The organism is Roseovarius sp. A-2, assembly GCF_002072155.1.
Taxonomy (GTDB): Bacteria; Pseudomonadota; Alphaproteobacteria; order Rhodobacterales; family Rhodobacteraceae; genus Roseovarius.
Genome location: NZ_BDIY01000008.1, coordinates 1 through 19551 on the forward strand (window position 1 = coordinate 1; position 19551 = coordinate 19551).

Consider the following 19551-nt stretch of genomic DNA (forward strand, 5'->3'; position numbering starts at 1 on the left):
CCCGCCCATTTGGGGCGCAACGCGGGGGTGGGGCCTCTCCAGTCGGGCTACGCCCTCCCTGCGAGCCCCCACCCCCGCGTTCTCATCCTGATTGACGCTGGATTCTCACCTTGTTTGTCGCGCGGCAGCCATCCACGCCTCGGTCTACAATCTGTTCAACTCGGAGCGCAGCCTCTACTCAAGATCGAATTTCAAACAGAACCGCGCCCTCGCTCTTGCCGAGTGGCGCAATCTCTGCACGGCGTAAAGGGCAGCAACCCTGCCCTTCCTGAGACGAGTTCGAATTGGTCTGACAGCACCTTCCAAGCAAATCCAGCGCTCCCGTCGGAATCAACGGTTGAAGTCTTCGCATCCATGTAAAGCGAAGGAGTGTGGAATGTCGTTTCCGAAAAAGGGCAAGTTCTTTCCAAAAGAAAACGGATATAATGGGAAAGGCGGTCATCAGACGAATGGATGCTTTGTCGAAGACAATCGCATTGGCGTTAAAACGGTCGCTCGGCGACAGTCGGGCGGGTGTCAAAACCGTGGCGGTCTGGACGGGTGCCAACGAGAAGACAGTGAAGAACGGGTTCTCGGGCACCTACTGTCCGAGTGGGGCGCACTTGATTTCGCTGGCGCGGCATTCTGACGAAGTGCTGGGTACCTTCTTGGCCATGGCAGGGCGCGAAGATCTGATGGTGGCCATCAAGCTCGCGGCTGCCGAAGACGCGATTTCGGATCTGCTTGATGCCGTGCGTCAGCTTAATGGTGAAGACCCAAGCGGCAAGGTCAGCTGATCAGCCGAGCGAACTGAAAGCTATTGTCCCTCAATGGCGCGCAGGATTTCGAAGCGATCCCGTGCGGTGGAAACCTGCACGGGAGAGAGTTGGGCGCATGAGCCATCTGCTCCGCTACCAATTATTTATGTTTAAAATCCATAATTTAACAGATTATCGAATCACCTTATTGACCACAGGCGTGCCGCAATTGTTGTCGAGCTTTCGGCAAATTTATCGCCCGATTCATTTAGCCGCTTCTCTGGACTTGTTAGCCGCCCCAACCCCGCACCCAGTATTTTTCATATCCCCGCCTGTCTGCCAGTTGCCCGCCGGTACCGGGTGGTACAGAGTGACCCGAAACAGGGTGGTGGGTCTTGTCAGACGAACTTGGCTTGAGCCCTTGCAAGCTGCACCCTACTCTCCCCGAATGACAAAACGCGACCCGTTCAAGTACTTCGAAACCAGCCGCGAGATCATCTGCCTGGCAGTCATGCTGTATGTCAGGTTTCCGCTTTCATTACGGAACGTCGAAGATCTGCTCCATGGACGGGGCATCGACGTCAGTCATGAAACGGTGCGGTATTGGTGGCATCGGTTTGGGCCATTGTTTGCAGCACAGGTCAAAATGCGCCGTGTGCACGGACTGAGATTCAGCCGCTGGCTGAACAATCGAGCCGAGAATTCGCGCCTCCCGTTTCGAAGGCGTGAGCGAGCGATGTTGCGGTTCAGACGAGTGCGAAGTTTGCAGAAATTCGCCGCCATCCACGCCTCGGTCCACAATCTGGTCAACTCGGAGCGCAGCCTCTACTCAAGATCAAATTTCAAGCGAAACCGCGCCGCCGCTCTCGCCGAGTGGCGCAATCTCTGCACGGCGTAAAGGGCAGCGACCCTGCCCTTCCTGAGACGAGTTCGAATTGGTCTGACAGCACCCTTTTTCAAAAAAAACGGGACGTGTCGGAAGGTATCGGGCATCATCGCGGACATGCTCGCCTGGTAATGCGGATTTGACGCGACAACGAGAATAAGCGATTGATCTGCGCGGTCGGGATGCGTTCTGCGGCTAGAGACCCAGCAACGTTAGATTTCGTGAAAGGCTGCCCGCGTGACCCTTGACCAGTTGCTCATCTTTTCGATCCTCAGCGCGACCATGGGGTTATTCCTGTGGGGTCGCCTCCGGCATGACGTCGTGGCGCTTGCGGCGCTTCTGGCCAGCGTGATCGCCGGGCTGGTTCCGACGGACACGGCATTTTCGGGGTTTGGCCATCCGGCGGTGATCACCGTGGCCTGCGTCCTGATCCTCAGTCAGGGATTGCAGAACACCGGTGCTGTGGACTGGCTGGCGCGCAGTGTGCTGCCGCGTGATGCAGGGCGGTTGACCGGCATGCTGGCGCTGATGGGGCTGGGGGCCGCGCTATCGGGGTTTATGAACAACGTGGGCGCGATGGCACTGCTGATGCCGGTCGCGGTGCAGTTGTCAGACCGGCTCGACCTGACCCCTGGGCAGGTACTGATGCCGCTCGCCTTCGGCACCATTCTGGGCGGGATGACGACGCTGATCGGCACGCCGCCCAACCTGATCGTCTCGGGCTTTCGGGCCGAGGCCGGGATGGGGCATTTTGCGATTTTCGACTTTGCCCCTGTCGGGGCGGCAGTCGCGGTGGTGGGTGTCATGTTCGTAGTGTTTATCGGCTGGCGGCTGGTTCCCGCGCGCCAATCCGCAGCCGGTGAGAGTTTCGACACCGGGGCCTATTTCACGGAATTGCGTGTGCCGCAGAAAAGCAAGGCCGTGGGCCTGACCCTGCGCGCCTTCGAGCGCGAGATCGAGGACAGCGACACGCAGATCGTGGGCCTTGTGCGCAACAAGGTCCGCATCACCGCGCCGCATGGCGGGCGGCGGATTCGCGCCGACGATATTCTGGTTCTGGAAGCCGATGTGGATACGCTGGCCGAGGCGCTATCGGTGTTCGACATAAAACTGGAAGAACAAAAGGCGTCTGCGGAGGACGAGGACGGCGAAGAAGAAACCACGACCAAGTCTGAAAGCACCGTAGACACGGATGAGGATGAGGACGACAGCCCGGCGCGCAACGACGAAATCGTTCTGCGGGAACTGGCGATCCTTCCCGGCTCTACCATTGTCGGGCGGTCGGCGAATGACATGAAACTGCGCACGCGTTACGGGCTCAATCTGCTGGCCGTTTCGCGCGCCGGGCGTGCGCCGCGCACCCGGTTACGTACGCTTGATTTGAAATCTGGCGACCTGTTGCTGGTTCAGGGAGCCTCGGAGGCGGTGTCGGGGTTTGTCAATGACACTGGCTGCGTGCCTCTTGGCGCGCGCGACCTGCGCATCCCCGACAAGCGTATGGCGATCATCGCGGGCGCGATCATGCTGGGGGCGATCGGGATCGTGACATTGGGGCTGCTGCCTGCGGCTGTTGCGTTCGCACTCGGGGTACTCGCCTCGATGGTGCTGCGCACGGTGCCGCTGCGACAGGTTTATACCGCCATCGACTGGCCGGTGATCGTGCTTCTGGCGGCCCTGATCCCGGTTGCGGGCGCGATGCAGAGCACAGGGGCCGCCGACCTGCTGGCGCGGTTTCTGGTCGATACCATCGCGCAGGGCAATGCCGTGGTTGCGCTCGGCGTGGTGCTGATCACGACGATGTTCCTGTCGGATGTAATGAACAATGCGGCCACCGCCGCTGTGCTGTGCCCCATCGCTCTGGGGATATCCGACACGTTGGGTGTCAATCCCGACAGTTTCCTGATGGCCGTTGCGATCGGGGCCTCCTGCGCGTTCCTGACGCCCATCGGGCACCAGAACAACACCCTGATCCTGGGGCCGGGCGGTTTCCGTTTCGGCGATTACTGGAGGTTGGGCCTGCCGCTCGAAGTGCTTGTGGTGGCGGTCAGCCTGCCGCTTCTGCTCGTCGTCTGGCCGTTGTGAGCCGTCTGGCACCGCAAGCAAAGCCCCTTCCGTGTCAAAGCGGCAGATCGCCCCCTTCCCGCCCCCGCCGGCGGCTCATTCTGATGTTTCTGGTATGATTTCTTGACCTGCAGGAAGTTCCCTTTAGGTCACCGCCCAGATGATCGCGGTTTGCACAATATGTGAAGCCGCAGGTGGACGGGGGCCAAATATGGTGTCCCGTCGAAACAGAATGACCAAGGTACCTGCACATGTTGAGACATTTGGCGAGCGTTCTCGTATCACTCGTTCTTGCGCTCGGCGCGGCCCATGCGCAGGAGGGGACAGGCGTCTCCGGCGACATGACAGACCGGAGGGCAAGCGTTGATCTTCTTCTCGATGTGATTGAGGACGACGCGGCACGTGCCGAGTTGATCGAGCGGTTGCGTGGGGTGGATGCGGTTCCGCCCGATGCGCCCGGCGATGTGATCGTGAAGACGTTGTCGGACGGGACCGCCCCGCCGGAGGACGCGTCCTTCGGGCGAGGGATCGCGCTGATCACGCAACAGGCAGCCGAGGATGCGGTGGACTGGGGCATGCGGTTCTGGGGGCAGTTGACGCGTGCGCCCGAGGTATTCGGTGGGCTGAGCGGCGGCGAGGCCGGTGTTCTGGCCGAGGCGCTGAGGGATATGGCACTGGTGATCGCGGGCACGGTCGTGGTGTTCTTCGCGCTGCGATGGCTTGGAAAATCGCTTTATGTCGGCATGAGCGCGTCGGCGCGGGATGGGGGCGTGACGCGCACGGCGATGCTTTTCATGGCCTCTGCGGTAATTGACGCGCTGATCGTCATACTGGCATGGGGTGCAGGCTATGCGCTGACCATTCTGGCGCTCGGTGAGTTCGGGCAGATCGGCATCCGGCAGACGCTCTATCTCAACGCCTTCCTGCTGGTGGAGATGGCCAAGGTGGCGGTGCGGCTGGTGTTGTCGCCCTCGGCAACCTCGCTGCGACCCTTGCCGATCGGTGACCGGGCGGCGTCTTACCTGTCATCGCGGATCAACCTGATTGTCGGGGTGGTGGGCTATGGCCAGTTGCTGGTTGTGCCGATCATCAACAGCAATGTCTCGTTCGCGGCGGGGCGCGCGGTCGCGGCGCTGATAGCGGTCGCGGTACTGGGCTTTGCGATCTGGCTGGTGCTGCGCAATCGCCAAGCGGTCACGGATTGGCTGTTGGGGGCGCCGGCACCCAACCTGCCTGTGCCACCCGAAGGGACGTTGCCGAAGCCGGACGACAAGCCCGCGACGGCCCCCGAACCGGGCCGGGGGGGCGCTGACCTGCCTGGCGCGGCACTGGCACTGGCCGACCCTGGCCTATCTGCTGGCCCTGTTCGTGATCGTGATGCTGCGGGCCGGCGATGCGGGAACGCACGCTGCTGGCGTTGTTGCGCAACGCCGCGGCGATCGCGCTGGTGATCATCACGCTGATGTTCGTGCTGGCCGAGATCGGGTTTGATATCGCGCCGCTTCTTGCCTCGGCCGGGGTGTTGGGCCTTGCCATCGGTTTCGGTGCGCAAAAGATGGTGCAGGATATCATCACCGGCATTTTCATCCAGTTCGAGAACGCGATGAACGTGGGTGACGTGGTAACGGTGGGCGGTGTGACCGGGACGGTGGAGCGGCTGACCATCCGCTCGGTCAGCTTGCGCGATCTGCACGGGGTGTTTCACATCATCCCGTTCTCGTCCGTCGACATGGTGTCGAATTACGTCAAGGATTACGGCTATTTCGTCTGCGACATGGGGGTGGCTTACCGCGAGGACGTCGAGGAGGCGAAACAGGCGATGCTCGACGCTTTTGCCGAGTTGAAAGGCGATCCCGAGCAGGCCGATGGCATTCTCGACGAACTGGAATGGTTCGGCGTCAACAGCTTTGGTGACAGCGCGGTGATGCTGCGCGCCCGGATCAAATGCGTGCCAGGGCGGCAATGGGGCATCGGGCGGGCCTATAACGGCGTGCTCAAGCGCGTCTTCGACGCCCGCAACATCGAGATCCCCTTCCCCCACCAGACGCTCTATTTCGGCGAGTCGAAGGATGGCGGGACGCAAAGCGTCAAGGTCGATGTCGCGAATGCAAACGCGCCTGCCTGACACCGACTGGCACGGCGACACGAAAAGGCCGGGCTCTGCAGAGCCCGGCCTGAATTCGAGACACGGATGAAAAGACCTTAGCCTTCCCACTCCTGCATGCCTTCGAGTTCCTCGCTGCTGTAACTCGTCGTTGCGCGCAGCCTGTCGGTCATCTCTTCGCCACCTTCATGCAGCGTGATCTCCTCGAAGGGAAGCGCGACCGACTTTTCGCCGAGCCCCAGGAAGCCACCCACATCGATGACGGTCTTGGAGATCTCGCCACTGTCGTTGACGACCAATTCCGAGATTTCGCCGATGCTCTCACCATCGGTGCCATATACCGAAAGCCCTTGCAGATCCTCTGCGGTCAGCGCTCCGCGCTGATCGTCGGTCAGTTCGCCCGCCTGACCGCCAGTCATCTCGGCATTGTCAGCCGCGCTATGCGTGCCCTGCTCGGAGGCGTTGGTGCTGTCGTGTTCGCCGGTCGTGTTGCCGGTGTCTTCAGTGGTGGCCCGAGCTTCGGAATTCTCGTTGGGCCGCTGCTCGTCGGAGGTGTCGCCCCAGAAGCTGTTGCCGCTGTCGCGCAGGCTCTGCTCGTCGATTTCGTCACGGTCCTCCAACGCACTACGATCACCGGTGAACACGACGAAGAACTCCTGTTGTGCCTCGGCCTCGGCCTCGGCATTATCGCCGTTATCGGATGCGACGAACTTCAGCTCGTCCATGCTTGTCTTGACGTGCTTTTCGCCGATCCCGAGAAACCCGCCCGCGTCAAGCGTGACGGCGTCGATCTTGCCATCCTTGTTCAGGATGATATCTCCAATTTCGCCCACGCGTTCCCAATCGTCGGCGGGTTCGCTGACGCTGTCCGCGATCTCTTGATCCGGTGCGTCGGCATTGCGGATATAGACATCCTGACCGATCATGTCAGAGGCGCGAACATTCATATCACCGATCTTGGCGCTCACGTCGGTTTTTGCGGCACTGTCAGTGTGGCCCTGGGACATCTCGGCAGATGTGCTGGTGTTCGCACCGCTCTCATTGGCCGAATGCGAATCTGCCATAACCGGCGCTGCCGCGAGAGCCATAATGGCTGTGGTTGCGAGAAAACGTTTCATGGTCTTGCTCCTTTCAAGTTGTATTTCGTTGGCGCCAATGCGTTCCGGCACCTCGGGATCACAACCGTCGCGGTACGCATAAGGTTTCATCCGCATCCGAAAATTTTCCCGATTTTCCGAGGGAACCAGACTGATCCCTGTGGCGTTAGCCATAGGCGCGCGGCGCGGACACGCCCGGATCTGTTCTAGAGGGCCCCAAACCAGGACGCGTGAATGATCGGAACGCAAAAAAGGAAGACACCATGCTCGAAGTGACAGGAATTGGCGGGATCATTCTATTGATCCTCGACGTCTGGGCGATCGTGTCGGTCATAGGATCGGCGGAGAGCACCGGCAAAAAAGTGCTCTGGGTGCTCCTGATCCTGCTGCTGCCGCTGCTGGGCTTCCTCATTTGGCTGGTCGCCGGGCCGCGCTCGGTATAGGCACGCAGCGATGAGCGATACATTGGCCGACGCAAGGGACGCGACACGCCCCCGGGATTTGAACGGGCGCGCCTGGTGGCGTGTCCTGCGACGGGTCGCGGGCGAATCCGACAGCCGGAACCTCGGGCTGATCGCGGCGGGCGTGGCATTCTACACCATGCTGTCGATCTTTCCCGCCATCGCCGCGCTGATCGCGATCTGGGGAATCGCCGCCGATCCGCAGACGATCGCAAGCCAGCTTGGCATGGCGCAACAGCTTCTGCCGGCCGCCGCCTACGGCCTCGTCGAGGCTCAGACTGAGGCGCTGATCCGCTCGAATGACTCGACCTTGCAGCTGACCAGCGTGATCTCGCTCCTGCTGGCGGTCTGGACCGCGCGCAATGGCGTGGCGGCGCTCGTGCGTGGGCTAAATGCCGTTTACCGCGAAGAGCACCGCCGCAATCCGCTCTGGCGCTATGTCGTGGCGATCGGGCTCACGCTGCTTCTGATCGGGGTTGCGATTATCGCCTTTGCTGCCGTCATTCTGGTGCCCATCATTCTGTCGCTGATGGTGCTGCCCTTCGGGGTTGAGGCGCTGATCAGCGCGCTGAAATGGGTGATCCTGCTGGGCGTGGTGCTCTTCTCCATCGGGTTGCTCTATCGTCACGGTCCGAACCGGCGGGGCGCGCGGGTGGCCTGGATCACGCCCGGCGCGGTTTTGGCACTTGTAACATGGGCAGCGGGCTCGGTGGCCTTTTCGATCTACCTGCGCAATTTCGGATCCCTGAACGAGGTCTACGGCTCCATCGGGGCGGTGATCGCGCTGCTTCTGTGGCTTTATCTCAGCGCCTATGTCGTGCTTCTCGGGGCGCTGCTCAATGCCGAGATCGAGCTTGAGACCGGGTGCGATACAACGATCGGCGATCCTCGGCCAGCGGGTCAGCGACGCGCGGTGGTCGCCGATCACGTCGCGGACAGCGACGGGGAGTTGCACTCCGCACAGATCAGCGCACCAGGCGCCCCCAAGACCTGAGACCGCGAAACCCGCGCTGCGCGGGAACTTTTCCCGCCGGGTGCAGTTGGTCTGATGAAGCCAGCGCACACATGCTGGTTTGCCCAGGCTTATCCCTGTCCCCACTCCCGGTGAGCCTGGGCCACCCGCCGATACCATCGGGTGCCTGGCCCCCGTCCCCAGCAGGACGGGGGCTTTTTCAAAGCAGGACCGTCCGGGCTGCGTGAGAAAAAATTTCTGGACGTGCAGAAGCCGAACAACACGTTGTAGCGAGATCATGGAAAAAGCATCGCATACCAAACCAGACGCCGACACGGAGCCCGCCATCGCAGCGAGCGTCGAGAAATTCGATGTGCTGGTCACCGCCGAAGAGGCATACCCTGCGTTCGAGCGTGCCTTTCTGACGGCCAGATCCGAGATCATCGCCAGTTTCCGTGTCATCGACCTTGCCACGCGATTACGCTCACCCGAGGCGCGCAAGATCGGCACCACCTGGATGGACCTTCTGATCCACACGCTCGATCGCGGTGTCGCGGTGCGTCTCGTGACCTCCGACTTCGATCCGGTGGCCGCGCCAGAATTGCATCAGGTGGCCTGGCGCACGCTGCGCCAGATCGCTGCAGTGCGTGAACTGACGCGGAATCCGTCGCTGATCAATTTCACGCTGGCACTGCACGACGCGCGCACCGGCACCCTGCCGCGACTGATCCTCTATCCGATCGTTCGCCACAAGATGAACCAGTTGGCCCGGACATGGACCGAGATGAGCGAGGCGGAGCGCCAACGATTCCGGATCGAGACGCCACGGTTGCAAAAAATCTGTTTCGAGGACAGCAACGGGCGGCTTTGCTTTCCGTGGCGCCCGGTCGATCTCTATCCGGCGACGCATCATCAGAAAATGGCCGTCTTCGACCGTGAAACCCTCTATATCGGCGGGCTCGACCTGAATGAGCGGCGCTATGATACCAAGCGCCATCGCCGCGCCGCCGAACGCACATGGCATGACATCCAGGCGATTGCCACGGGCCCCGTGGCGCAGGCCGCGCAGGCGCATCTGGAGAGCTTTCTGGATAGTGTTGCAGGCCGGGCAGCCCCGCCCTCCGCCGCACCGGGATTTCTGCGCACCTTGTCGCGCCGCCGTCGCGGCATGCCGCTGCGCCTCGCCCCCAAGACGGTCCTGCGCGAGATCGAGACCCAACATATCGAGGCGGTCGCGCGGGCGCGTCACCTGATCTATCTGGAGACGCAATTCCTGCGCCATCTTCCCTTGGCGCGCGCGCTGGAGAGACGGGCGCGCGCCTGCCCCGGGTTGCGACTGATCGTGGTTCTGCCCGCCGCCCCTGAGGATGCTGCCTTTGACAGCAATCAGGGCCTCGATCTGCGTTACGGCGAATACCAGCAGGTGCGCTGCCTGACGCAGCTGCAACGCGCGTTCGGCTCGGATCGATTTCTGGTGGCCTCGCCGGTGCAGCCACGCGGAACCGAGAGCGACGGGCGGGATGCGCTCGAGGACGCACCGTTGATCTACGTGCACTCCAAGGTCTCGATTTTCGATGATTTCGGGGCGATCCTGTCCTCGGCAAATCTCAACGGGCGAAGCATGAGATGGGATACCGAGGCGGGGCTCTACCTCGATCAGCCGGCCCATGTCGAGGAACTGCGCCGTCGCGTAATGGGGCACTGGCTGCCGCCGCAATCGGGCGCGGCCTATCTTGATCCGCAATCCGCATTCGGCCACTGGCGGCGGCTCGTGGAAAGCAACAGTGCGCTGCCACCCTGCCAGCGGCAGGGCTTTCTGGTGCGCTACGATTCGGACGCGGCCCGCGATATCGCCACACCGGTCCCCGGCATGCCGGAAGAGGTCGTCTGACCGCTCAACCGATGTCTTCGGCAGTGCCCTGCGACATCCCGGTGTCTGCCCCGATCTCGTTGTCGATCTCGAAAATGTCGAGCATCACCAGCACCATCACCAAGACCGGAATCGCAACGATCCCGCCGATCGGCCCCCAGATCCAGAGCCAGATCACCAGCGACACAAAAATCAGTAGCGGGTTAACCGAGATATGCTTGCCCACCATGGCAGGCGTCACGAATTGCGCCTCGGTCATGTTGAGCGTCAAAAAGATCGCTGCCGGTGCAAATATCATCAGCCCGTCAAAGACGATCAATCCCGCAAGTAACAGTCCGGCCACCACAACCATCGGCCCGGCATAAAGGATGAAATTCAACAGCGCGGCCGCGATCCCCCAGATAATCGCCGCAGGCATGCCGATCAGGGCAAGCGCCGTGCCAAGCGCTATGCCGAGGCCGGTATTGATGATGGTAATCGTCAGGAAATAGCGCGCCACCAGCCGCTCGGCGATGGCAAAGCGGCGCTGAATGATCGCGGTGTCCCGCGACGTGCCGATCCAGTGCGCGAGCCATTGATAGATGCCCTTGCGCGTGAGGAGAAAGAAGAACAGCGTCCCGCCGAAGATCAGCACTTGTGCCAGCACCAACGGGGCAAGAAACAGCGTGCTGGTGAGGGTTGGCATCGGGTCGGGTCCGTTCTCGGTCGCGCTCTCGCCTCCGCCGGGGGGTTGGGTGCCAAGCGCCTCCTCGACCTCACGGTTAACCGCGTCGAGGCCCCGGATGAGACCGCGGAACTCTCCGATGATGGCGCGCAACTCCCATTTTATGGCCGGCAGATGCTCCACCACGCGCCAGATCAGCGGCTCCACCAATATCCCCATCACGGCAATCACCGACACGCCCAGGATGAGCATGATCGCCGAGGCCAGCCCGGCAGGCAGCCCCCACCGCTCGAAAACATCCGCCATCGGCGCGAGGATGACCCCGGTCACGACTCCCAGAACCATGGGCGCGAATATGTCGGCACCGAGTTTCAACGTCCCAAAGCCGAGCGTCACTGCAATCACGATGATGGCCACCCGCACGATCGGATCACCAGTGGAATGAGGATTATGCATGCACAGATAACGCGCGCCGCTCGCAAATGTTCCCTGGCTTTTGCGCGGAACAATGTGCGGCTAGGCCGCGTTGCCCTGACAGAGCATCGCAACCAAAAGGAGTGCGTCATGAACTGGGAACAAACTCAAGGGCAATGCCCGAGTCGAATGGGCGCGATTGAGCGACCAGGACCTGGAGCGCGTCGCCGGCGAGCGAGAAAAACTCGTGGGCCTGATCCAGGAAAAATACGGGCGCACCAAGAAAGAGGCTGAAGAAGAGATCGACAATTGGTGCCGGAGGGTGTCTTGATGGCCAATCACAACGACCTCAAGCAAGACCTCTGGAAACGGCTGAACGATCAGACCGCCGGAATGATGGGGATCGAAGGCGCGGATATGCACATGCGCCCAATGACCCCCCATGCCGATGCGGCGCACAACAAAGTCTGGTTTCTTTGCGCGTCCGACAACCAGCTGACGAAGACCGGGGCCGAAAGCGGTCGCGCGCATTTCACTGCCCAAAGTCCCGATGAACGCTTTTACGCCTGCATCAGCGGCCCCATCTCGGTGCGCCGTGACCTCGACAAGCTCAACGAGCTCTGGAGTGTCTTCGCCTCGGCCTTTTTCGAAGGCGGACCGGAGGAGTCGAGCGCCGTGCTATTGGAGCTCAGGCCGGAAGAGGCCGAAATCTGGACGGTCGAAGCAAGCGGCATGCAATTTGCCGCCGAAATCGCCCGCGCGGCCTTCGGACCCAGATCGCGGCCCGATCTGGGCACGCATGACGTGGTGGCCCTGCCCTGAGCGGCGATGCGGTCTACGTAGACGACCATGACGGAACCATTCGCCCCCTCGGACGTTTGGTCGTCATGGTATCGTTTTTTCGCCTGCTGATCTTCTGCGCCACGGCCCTCATTTTCACCGGGGCCGCCGCACAAGACACGTCAGACGCCTGGTATATCGCCGAGGCGTTGAACGAGGGGCTTGGCCCCGCGCCCGATGATCTCGATCTTTCGACACCGCGCGCGGCGATGCGCAACTTTGTCGAATATTCGCGCGCGGAACGGTTCGACGCGGCAGCACATGTGCTCAATCTTTCGGGAATCGATCCCGAGCGTCAGCCCGACCGGGCAGCACGCGTCGCACAGCAGCTATATCAGGTGATCGACCGCCGTGTCTGGGTCGACTGGTCCGATTTGCCCGCGCGTCCCGATGCCAAGGTCGAGCCATCCGCTGGCGAAGGCAACACCCCGCGCGAGGTGCGCCGCGATCTGGGGATCAAGCTCTTCGAGTTGGACGGCCGCGCCTTCGAAATCCGCATTGCGCGCTACAGGGCGGGCGAGGACAGCGAGCCGGTCTGGCTCTTCACACCGCAAACCGTCGAGGATGTCGCAGCCCTGCACGACGCTTACGGGCCGCGCGCCTTCGAGCAATACATCCCCGACCGGATGAAGAAGCAGCTGAGCGGGCTGCGGATCTGGGAATGGATCGGCCTGCCGATCATGCTCGGCCTGCTCATCGGCATCGGCTGGTCGGTCAACGCGATCATCACCACGCTCTCGCACAAGGCACCTTACCGGTTCTTGCAACACGCGTTTGCACGCGCGGGCTTTCCGCTGGCGCTGTTTGCCGTGGCGATGCTGGCGCAGGGGGTGCTCAGCCTCGCGGTCTCGTTCTCCGGCCCGGTCACCAGCATCGTGCAGCCCTTGCTCGTCATCATCATGGCATCGGGTGTGGGCATGGCGGCGTTGCGCATCGTCGATGCAATCCTTGATCGGGTCACGTTGCGCTATGTGGGCGATATCGACGACACGCGCAGTCTCGACAAGCGCGAGCTTTATACCTCGATTTATGCGCTGAGACGGGTCATCGTGCTCATCATGGTGGGGTTCGCCGCGTTTTATGTGCTGGCCCGGCTCAATCTCTTTCAATCCGTCGGGATGACGCTGCTGGCTTCGGCGGGTGTATTGACGGTGCTTCTGGGCATTGCCGGGCAGGCGATGCTGGGAAATATCCTCGCCTCGCTTCAGATAGCGCTGGCCAAGCCGGTGCGGATCGGGGACAGCGTACTCTTCGAGGACGAATGGGCCTATGTCGAGAGCATCTTCTACACCTTCATGCGCCTGCGCACATGGGACGAGCGGCGGATCATCGTCCCGGTGCGCTATTTCGTCTCCAAACCCTTTGAGAACTGGTCGGTCAAGGATGCGCGGATCATGCACACCGTCCGGCTCCGGCTCGATCACAGTGCCGATAGCGACGTGCTGCGCGATCGGTTCATTGAACTGGCCCGCGAAGACGAGGGTGTCATCGAGCATGATCAGATCGCCTGCTATGTCACCGATCACAATGCGCAGGGAATGGAAATATCCTTCTACGCAATGTCGCCCGACCCCTCGACAGGCTGGGTGACAGAAATGCGGCTGCGCGAGGGGCTTTTGCGCTTCATCCGCGAAAGCCATCCCGAATGGTGGCCGCAGGAGCGCATCGAAGGCGGCGCGAAAATTGTCGCCACACAGAACTGAGCACTCAGATCAGCGGGCGCGTGACCGGGGTGCGCGCCCCGTCGAGACCGGCGATCTCGCACAACCTGTCGTAATCGAAAAACCGCAGCGTCCCTTTGCGCCACGACACCACGCCCGTCTCGCGCAGATGTTTAAGCGTCTTGTTGGTATGCACCAGCGACAGCCCGAGCGCGTCGGCCAGATCCTGTTGTCGGTAAGGCAGGGGCATCTCTGCCCCATCCACAAGCCCGAGCGCCATGCCACCATCATGCAATCGCACGAAGGCGCGCGCGATCCGCTCGATCCCGCTCATATGTCCGATCAGCGCCAGAACCTCGCCCAGAAAATGCTCTTCGACGGCGGCGATCCATGTCAGGTCGAACGCTCGTTCCGGTTGATCGCGAAACAGTGCCCAGAGCGATTTTCGGTCGAAGACGCAGAGCGTCATCGCTGTTGTCGCCTCGACGGAATGTTGCATTTCCTTCATCACCCCGGCCTGCAATCCAATGAAATCCCCGGGCAGAATAATGTTGAGAACCTGCCGGTCGCCGGATGCCATGGTCTTGTAGCGCAGGCCCATCCCTTCCAGCACGGTATAAAGCTGCGGGCTGTTCGACCCCTCCAGCATCAGGGTGGTTCCTGGATCGACCTTCAACTCTCCGGTCTTGAAATCCTGCATGAAATCAACTTCCCGGTCGTTCATCGGGGCAAAGAGTGACAGCTTGCGCAGCGGGCAGTTTCGGCAAGATGTCGCCATCGAATATTTCCTTCCCGATATGTCACAGTTAAATGCGGGGGTGCCCATTGCGCTCTATCAAAGGAGCATGCCCCAGATCGACACAATGAACAATGCAATGCCCGAAACCACGAATTCAGTGATACCCGTATTCCTTGTGCTGGAGCGCGACGCGCTGATTGCAGAGGATATCATGGGATCGCTCGCGGATATGGGACCGTGCCGCACCATCCATGTCAGAGACGCGTCCGAGATCACGCCGCATCTCAGCGCAGAGCCGCGTGTCTCGGCGGTGTTTTTGGAAATGCCCCTCACGCAGGTGGTGGTACTGGGCCTCGATCGACGTTTGGCCGAACATGGCGCGCATGTCATCCTCACCATCGGCGAGGATGACGCGGAGCATGTTCAAGCCCTTGGCTGGGGCATGCTGGTGCGCCCCTTCACCGATGAGATGCTCCGCGAGGCGCTCATGGGCACGATCAAGCGGCGGCTTTAGTCGCGCCGCTCGCGCATCGCCCGTCCGGCCTGCATGCCCATGGCAAAACCCTCGGCAAGTTGCACCAGCGGATCCTTCGGCGGCTCTGACGGGGGGGCAGCGCTGCGCGGCTCATCTGCCCCGCCGCCCTGCGCCCCGAGCGCCATCAGGCAGAACCCCAGCACAAGATAGAGAGCGCCGATCACCGTGTAGGCGACGAGCACGCCCTCATTCACGGCCAGCACGATCCACAGCGCCACGGTCAGAAACCCCAGCCCGGCAAGGCCAAAGACCACACCCATCACGCTGAACGCGGTGGCGCGCGCCGCGTTGCGCAGGCGCGCGCCCATGGTCGAGAAGAAACCGGTCATCGGTCACTTCCGCCCGGTCATGAACCCAAGCAGAAAGCCGAGGCCAACAGCCAGCCCGACCGCCGCCGCAGGCTGATTGCGCACCTGATCGGCGGCCTGTTGGCCCATTTCCTCGGCGCGGTGTTGCGCGTTGTGCATCTGTCGTGCGCCCGCGTCACGCAGGTCGGCGGCCTTCTGGCGGGCCTGTTCGCTGGCCGCCTCGCGCGACGACCGGCCCAGACCCGACAACGTCTGCGAGATGTCGGAAATATCCTGCCTCAGCGTCGCGATCTGCTCCGAAAGTTGGTCCATGTCCTTTTGCGGCGATGCGTCGGTGGTTTTCGATTGTGCCATTCTGCGGCCCTCCGTTTTGGGTTGCGTTGGCTGGTCAACGCGCGCGCGCCCGGGAAGTTCCAGAAAAACCTGTCAAGAATCCGGGTCGTACCATGGCTATGGGATTTTCCTCGGAACCATTTGCCGCGTCTGGGGGTTTTCAACGCAACGGCAATTCAGCAATGGAGGCTTTCATGCTTTACTGGGCACTCATCTTTCTCGTCGTCGCACTTGTCGCCGGCGTTTTTGGCTTTGGCGGGATCGCCTCGGCCTCGGCGGGGATCGCGCAGATCCTGTTCGTGATCTTCCTCGTTCTCTTCGTCGTGGCGATGGTCGTCCGCGCGCTCAAGGGCCGCTCGCCCTGATCGGGGTCGGGCCATGAGTAAACACATGCATAAGCCCCGCACCTCGCTGGTGCGGGGCTTTTCCTGATATCACGGGCAAGCGATCAGCCCTGCAATGTCTCCGTGCTGGCAAAGAACATCGCCTGGCTCACCGCCGACAACACCTGTTCTTCTGAATAAGGCTTGGTGATCAGGAACGCCGGTTCGGGCCGTTCGCCGGTCAGCAGACGTTCGGGGAAGGCGGTGATGAATACCACCGGCACCTCGCCGATCTCTTCGAGAATATGGTTGACCGCGTCGATGCCCGAGGATTTGTCGGCCAACTGGATATCGGCGAGGATCATGTCCGGCGGATCGCGCCGTGCGAGCGTCACCGCCTCGTCGCGGGTTCGCGCATTGCCGGTCACTTCGTGGCCCATGCTCTCGACGATGGCGGTGATGTCCATGGCGATGATCGCCTCATCCTCGATCACCATGATCCGCCCGCGAATGTCGCCCGACATCTCGCGATGCGCGATGTCAAGAAACTCGCGCGCCTCGTCGGGGCTGACATCGAGAATGGCGGCAATACCGTCCGTCTGGAACCCCTCGATGCTGTGCAGCAAGAGCGCTTCGCGTGTGTTGGGCGTCAGACGCGAGAGCCGCCGTTGCGCCCGGGCTTCGGCATCGTGCGCCTCGCCAGTCTCTTCCACCGGGGCACCGGACGAGACCCAGATCTGGTGAAAAGCCCGAAACAGCGCCACCTTGTGCGACAGGCCCGCCTCGAACAGGCTCTTATCGGCCAGAAGCGCCTCAAGCGTGGCCACCGCATAGTGATCGCCGGTCTTTTGATTGCCGGTCAGCGCGCGCGCATAGCGCCGCAGATAGGGCAACTCTTCCGCGATGTGCTGCGCGAGGTCAGGCTGGCTTTGGGTTTCCGTCATGGCATCCTCGAAAAAATGTTGCTGTGCATGGAACCAAACGCGGATTGGCGTGTTAGGTTCCCGCCAGGGCGAAAAAAAACGCCCTCTCTAGCATGGCAGAAAAAGCGGCACGATGACAAAAAAATGCAGGACCTCAAGATTGCAACAGCAGATCGACGACAATCTTCGGCGCGTCTATTCGGACACGGTGCAAGAACCGTTGCCGGACCGTTTCTCGCAATTGCTCGACAAATTGCGCGCGCAGGAGAGCGAAGAACCCCAGGATAATTCCGATCAATCGCCAAAGGATGACTCGTGACCTCCAGTTCCGATCCCAGAGACGAGCTGGTCGAGCATTTGCCAGCCATGCGCGCCTTCGCGATGAGCCTGACGCATAATCCGGCAACGGCAGATGATCTCGTGCAGGACGCGGTGGTCAAGGCATGGGGCAATTTCGACAAGTTTCAGCCCGGCACCAATCTGCGCGCCTGGCTCTTCACGATCCTGCGCAACACGTATTATTCACTCTATCGCAAGCGCCGCCGCGAGGTCGAGGACCCCGACGGCACGATGGCCGGGCAGTTGTCGGAAAAACCCGCCCATGACGGGCATCTGGCGATGACCGATTTCCGGGCGGCGTTCGCCAAGCTCACCGACGAACAGCGCGAGGTGCTGGTGCTCGTGGGCGCCGAGGGCTTCTCGTATGAAGATGCTGCCGAGATGTGCGGCTGTGCCGTCGGCACGATCAAGAGCCGCACCAACCGCGCCCGCAAGCGTCTGGCCGAATTGATGCATCTGGACGACGAGGATGAGCTTGAGATGACCGACCCGGCCACGCTGGCCGTCGTACAAGGAAAGCCCGCAGCATGAACACGCGCCCGGTGCTACCCCGGCGCGCGCTCAAACCCCGCCTTGCCACACGCCTGATCCTCGTTCTCAGTATCGCCATTCTGCCGCTCGGGCTGATTTCGGTCTATCAGACGAACAAGGTCTTGCAGGAGCGTCAGTCGCTTTCCGAATCCGCGCTTCTGCAACGCACGCAGCAAGCGGTGGGCGAAAGCCGCGAGGTCATCCGTTCGGCGATCAGCTCCGCCAAGACATTGGCGGTGCAGCTCTCGGCGCTGCAATCCTCGAGTGACACCTGTAGCGCGGTGATGTCCGAGGTGGTGAAGCGCTCGGATAATTTTACCTTCGCAGGCTACCGCGACAATGCGCGCGGACTGATCTGCGCCTCAAGAGACGTGAGCGCCAATACCGACAGCCCGCTCGCCGCGCTGCCGGAAATCGACCAACAGAGCGAGGCGGTACTGATGCGCCCGCTCGAATTCCTCGGCGGCATCGCCACGTTCAGCGTCACTGTGCCGGTCATTGACGAGGGCCGCTTTGTCGGCACGGTTTGGATCGCGGTACCGGTTTCTGCCCTCAACGGGGCGCTTTCGCAGGCAGGCGAGAACGTCAATCTGGTGCTCTTCAAGACCGATGGCGACATCATCGCCACCGAAGATTACAACGAGAACCGGCGCTCCGTACTACCTACCGAATACAGCCTTCAGGGTCTGGCGGCCTCCGGGCGGCAGACATTTCGTGGCCAGAGCCGCGAAGGCGAAACCCGCGATTTCGCGGTCGCGCCCATCGTCTCGGGGCAGGTCTTTGTCCTCGGCAGCTGGATGCCGCAGGGGCGCGGGATCCAGATGCCGATCCTGGAACAGGCGCTGGCGCTCTATTTCCCCTTCGCGATGTGGGCGATCACCATCGGCGTGGCCTATGTCGGCGTGCACCGTCTGGTGATCCGCCACGTCCGGCGGCTGCGCTCGTGGATGCGGCTCTATGCCAGCGGTGGGTATGACGATCTTGGCGACGCGCGGCTCGATGATGCGCCAGAGGAGTTGGAGGTCATGGCCGACGCCTTTCGCGCGATGACGCGGCGCCTGTCGGAACAGGACCGCCGCCGCGAAGAGGATCTACAGGAAAAGACCGTGCTGCTGCGCGAGGTGCATCACCGGGTCAAGAACAACCTGCAACTGATTTCCAGCATGATGAACATGCAGATCCGTGCCACCGACAGCGCCGAGGCACAGCGCCTGTTGCGCCGGGTGCAGGACCGGGTGATGGCGCTCTCGGCGATTCACCGTTACCTCTATCTCGCGCCCAAACTGTCGCTCTTGCGCGCCGACAAGCTGCTCGAGGATATCATCCAGCAACTTGTCATCGTTGGCACCCTCGCCGAAAGCGGACAGCGGATCAACGTAACGACCGAACTCGACCAGGTCGAGCTCAACCCTGATCAGTCGGTGCCGCTGTCTCTGCTGGCGACCGAGGCGGCGATGAACGCGGTCAAGTATTGCGGCGTCAGCGCGGATGGCGAGGCGTGGATCAACATCGCGCTGAAGGCGCAGGAAGATGGCATGCTGTGCCTGAGCATCGTCAATTCACGCGCGACCGAAGGTAGCGACACCTTGAGTGAAGAGATCGGCAGCACTGGGCTTGGCTCCAGCCTGATCAAATCCTTCGCCACCCAGATCAACGGTACGCTCGACACCCAGGACTTGCCGGAACGCTTCGAGCTGCACGTCGTCTTTCCGATCGCCTGGCACGAAGACGTCGACGAGGACATCTGAGCATCTGAACTATCACGAATTTCCC

At 61.7% G+C, this 19551-nt stretch carries 21 protein-coding genes and 1 pseudogene; 16 read left to right on the forward strand and 6 right to left on the reverse strand.

Annotated elements, in window-relative coordinates; all coding sequences use genetic code 11:
• The first annotated feature begins 425 nt into the window (after positions 1-425).
• The 5 genes and pseudogenes from BHD06_RS10890 to BHD06_RS24740 all read left to right on the forward strand — a co-directional run bounded on the left by BHD06_RS10890 (position 426) and on the right by BHD06_RS24740 (position 5809).
• The gene (locus BHD06_RS10890) at positions 426-776 is read left to right on the forward strand and encodes a hypothetical protein (RefSeq protein ID WP_217805658.1); all 351 of its coding nucleotides are present in this window, start codon (positions 426-428) and stop codon (positions 774-776) included.
• 409 nt (positions 777-1185) lie between these two features.
• A pseudogene (locus BHD06_RS24730) lies at positions 1186-1362 on the forward strand (IS6 family transposase); the annotation flags it as partial.
• A 498-nt stretch (positions 1363-1860) separates the two neighbouring features.
• Positions 1861-3705 carry an SLC13 family permease gene (locus tag BHD06_RS10900; protein ID WP_080457055.1) on the forward strand — a complete coding sequence of 615 codons (1845 nt, stop codon included), beginning with the start codon at positions 1861-1863 and terminating at the stop codon, positions 3703-3705.
• A 230-nt stretch (positions 3706-3935) separates the two neighbouring features.
• Positions 3936-5135: a hypothetical protein gene (locus tag BHD06_RS24735; protein ID WP_139784699.1), complete on the forward strand. Its 1200-nt coding sequence runs from the start codon at positions 3936-3938 to the stop codon at positions 5133-5135.
• Positions 5078-5809: a mechanosensitive ion channel domain-containing protein gene (locus tag BHD06_RS24740; protein ID WP_139784700.1), complete on the forward strand. Its 732-nt coding sequence runs from the start codon at positions 5078-5080 to the stop codon at positions 5807-5809. The genes BHD06_RS24735 and BHD06_RS24740 overlap by 58 nt, the downstream gene beginning before the upstream one ends.
• A 77-nt stretch (positions 5810-5886) precedes the next feature.
• On the opposite strand, the gene BHD06_RS10910 is transcribed toward BHD06_RS24740, so the two are convergent.
• Positions 5887-6906, reverse strand: coding sequence for a PRC-barrel domain-containing protein (locus BHD06_RS10910; protein WP_176214334.1), 1020 nt, complete (start codon positions 6904-6906; stop codon positions 5887-5889).
• A 242-nt stretch (positions 6907-7148) separates the two neighbouring features.
• On the opposite strand from BHD06_RS10910, the gene BHD06_RS10915 reads away from it, so the two are divergent.
• The 3 genes from BHD06_RS10915 (at position 7149) to BHD06_RS10925 (ending at position 10189) form a co-directional block, all read left to right on the forward strand.
• Positions 7149-7328, forward strand: coding sequence for a PLDc N-terminal domain-containing protein (locus BHD06_RS10915; RefSeq protein WP_080457057.1), 180 nt, complete (start codon positions 7149-7151; stop codon positions 7326-7328).
• Positions 7329-7338: 10 nt separating this feature from the next.
• Positions 7339-8340: a YihY/virulence factor BrkB family protein gene (locus BHD06_RS10920; protein WP_139784702.1), complete on the forward strand. Its 1002-nt coding sequence runs from the start codon at positions 7339-7341 to the stop codon at positions 8338-8340.
• A 256-nt stretch (positions 8341-8596) separates the two neighbouring features.
• Positions 8597-10189 (forward strand): phospholipase, encoded by a 1593-nt coding sequence (locus BHD06_RS10925; RefSeq protein ID WP_080457058.1) that lies wholly within the window; start codon positions 8597-8599, stop codon positions 10187-10189.
• 4 nt (positions 10190-10193) lie between these two features.
• On the opposite strand, the gene BHD06_RS10930 is transcribed toward BHD06_RS10925, so the two are convergent.
• Entirely contained in the window at positions 10194-11288 is a 1095-nt protein-coding gene (locus BHD06_RS10930) for an AI-2E family transporter (protein ID WP_080457059.1), read from the reverse strand.
• A gap of 157 nt (positions 11289-11445) precedes the next feature.
• On the opposite strand from BHD06_RS10930, the gene BHD06_RS23000 reads away from it, so the two are divergent.
• The 3 genes from BHD06_RS23000 to BHD06_RS10940 all read left to right on the forward strand — a co-directional run bounded on the left by BHD06_RS23000 (position 11446) and on the right by BHD06_RS10940 (position 13789).
• Positions 11446-11577 (forward strand): hypothetical protein, encoded by a 132-nt coding sequence (locus BHD06_RS23000; RefSeq protein ID WP_254892387.1) that lies wholly within the window; start codon positions 11446-11448, stop codon positions 11575-11577.
• The gene (locus tag BHD06_RS10935) at positions 11577-12068 is read left to right on the forward strand and encodes a pyridoxamine 5'-phosphate oxidase family protein (protein ID WP_080457060.1); all 492 of its coding nucleotides are present in this window, start codon (positions 11577-11579) and stop codon (positions 12066-12068) included. Before BHD06_RS23000 ends, BHD06_RS10935 begins: the two co-directional genes overlap by 1 nt.
• Positions 12069-12133: 65 nt before the next feature.
• A complete protein-coding gene (locus tag BHD06_RS10940) occupies positions 12134-13789 on the forward strand; it encodes a mechanosensitive ion channel family protein (protein ID WP_080457061.1) in 1656 nt (551 codons plus the stop codon).
• A 4-nt stretch (positions 13790-13793) separates the two neighbouring features.
• Here BHD06_RS10940 and BHD06_RS10945 read toward each other — a convergent pair whose 3' ends face one another.
• A complete protein-coding gene (locus BHD06_RS10945) occupies positions 13794-14525 on the reverse strand; it encodes a Crp/Fnr family transcriptional regulator (RefSeq protein WP_080457062.1) in 732 nt (243 codons plus the stop codon).
• Positions 14526-14592: 67 nt separating this feature from the next.
• Here BHD06_RS10945 and BHD06_RS10950 point away from each other — a divergent pair, with 67 nt between their 5' ends.
• Complete coding sequence (locus BHD06_RS10950; RefSeq protein ID WP_080457063.1) at positions 14593-15000, forward strand: hypothetical protein; 408 nt, start codon at positions 14593-14595, stop codon at positions 14998-15000.
• Here the strand turns inward: BHD06_RS10950 and BHD06_RS10955 are convergent.
• Positions 14997-15350: a phage holin family protein gene (locus tag BHD06_RS10955; protein ID WP_080457064.1), complete on the reverse strand. Its 354-nt coding sequence runs from the start codon at positions 15348-15350 to the stop codon at positions 14997-14999. The genes BHD06_RS10950 and BHD06_RS10955 overlap by 4 nt on opposite strands.
• 3 nt (positions 15351-15353) lie before the next feature.
• Positions 15354-15683: a YqjD family protein gene (locus tag BHD06_RS10960; protein ID WP_080457065.1), complete on the reverse strand. Its 330-nt coding sequence runs from the start codon at positions 15681-15683 to the stop codon at positions 15354-15356.
• 173 nt (positions 15684-15856) lie between these two features.
• Here BHD06_RS10960 and BHD06_RS10965 point away from each other — a divergent pair, with 173 nt between their 5' ends.
• The gene (locus BHD06_RS10965; protein WP_074785621.1) at positions 15857-16027 is read left to right on the forward strand and encodes a DUF1328 domain-containing protein; all 171 of its coding nucleotides are present in this window, start codon (positions 15857-15859) and stop codon (positions 16025-16027) included.
• Positions 16028-16110: 83 nt separating this feature from the next.
• Here BHD06_RS10965 and BHD06_RS10970 read toward each other — a convergent pair whose 3' ends face one another.
• On the reverse strand, positions 16111-16929 hold the full coding sequence (locus BHD06_RS10970) for a response regulator (protein WP_080457066.1): 819 nt from the start codon (positions 16927-16929) through the stop codon (positions 16111-16113).
• A 139-nt stretch (positions 16930-17068) separates the two neighbouring features.
• On the opposite strand from BHD06_RS10970, the gene BHD06_RS10975 reads away from it, so the two are divergent.
• From BHD06_RS10975 to BHD06_RS10985, 3 genes are read left to right on the forward strand one after another with little or no spacing between them, the layout of a single operon-like run.
• Positions 17069-17227: a NepR family anti-sigma factor gene (locus BHD06_RS10975; RefSeq protein WP_254892388.1), complete on the forward strand. Its 159-nt coding sequence runs from the start codon at positions 17069-17071 to the stop codon at positions 17225-17227.
• A complete protein-coding gene (locus tag BHD06_RS10980) occupies positions 17224-17778 on the forward strand; it encodes an RNA polymerase sigma factor (protein WP_080457068.1) in 555 nt (184 codons plus the stop codon). Before BHD06_RS10975 ends, BHD06_RS10980 begins: the two co-directional genes overlap by 4 nt.
• Entirely contained in the window at positions 17775-19526 is a 1752-nt protein-coding gene (locus BHD06_RS10985; RefSeq protein WP_080457069.1) for a sensor histidine kinase, read from the forward strand. The genes BHD06_RS10980 and BHD06_RS10985 overlap by 4 nt, the downstream gene beginning before the upstream one ends.
• Positions 19527-19551: the final 25 nt, after the last annotated feature.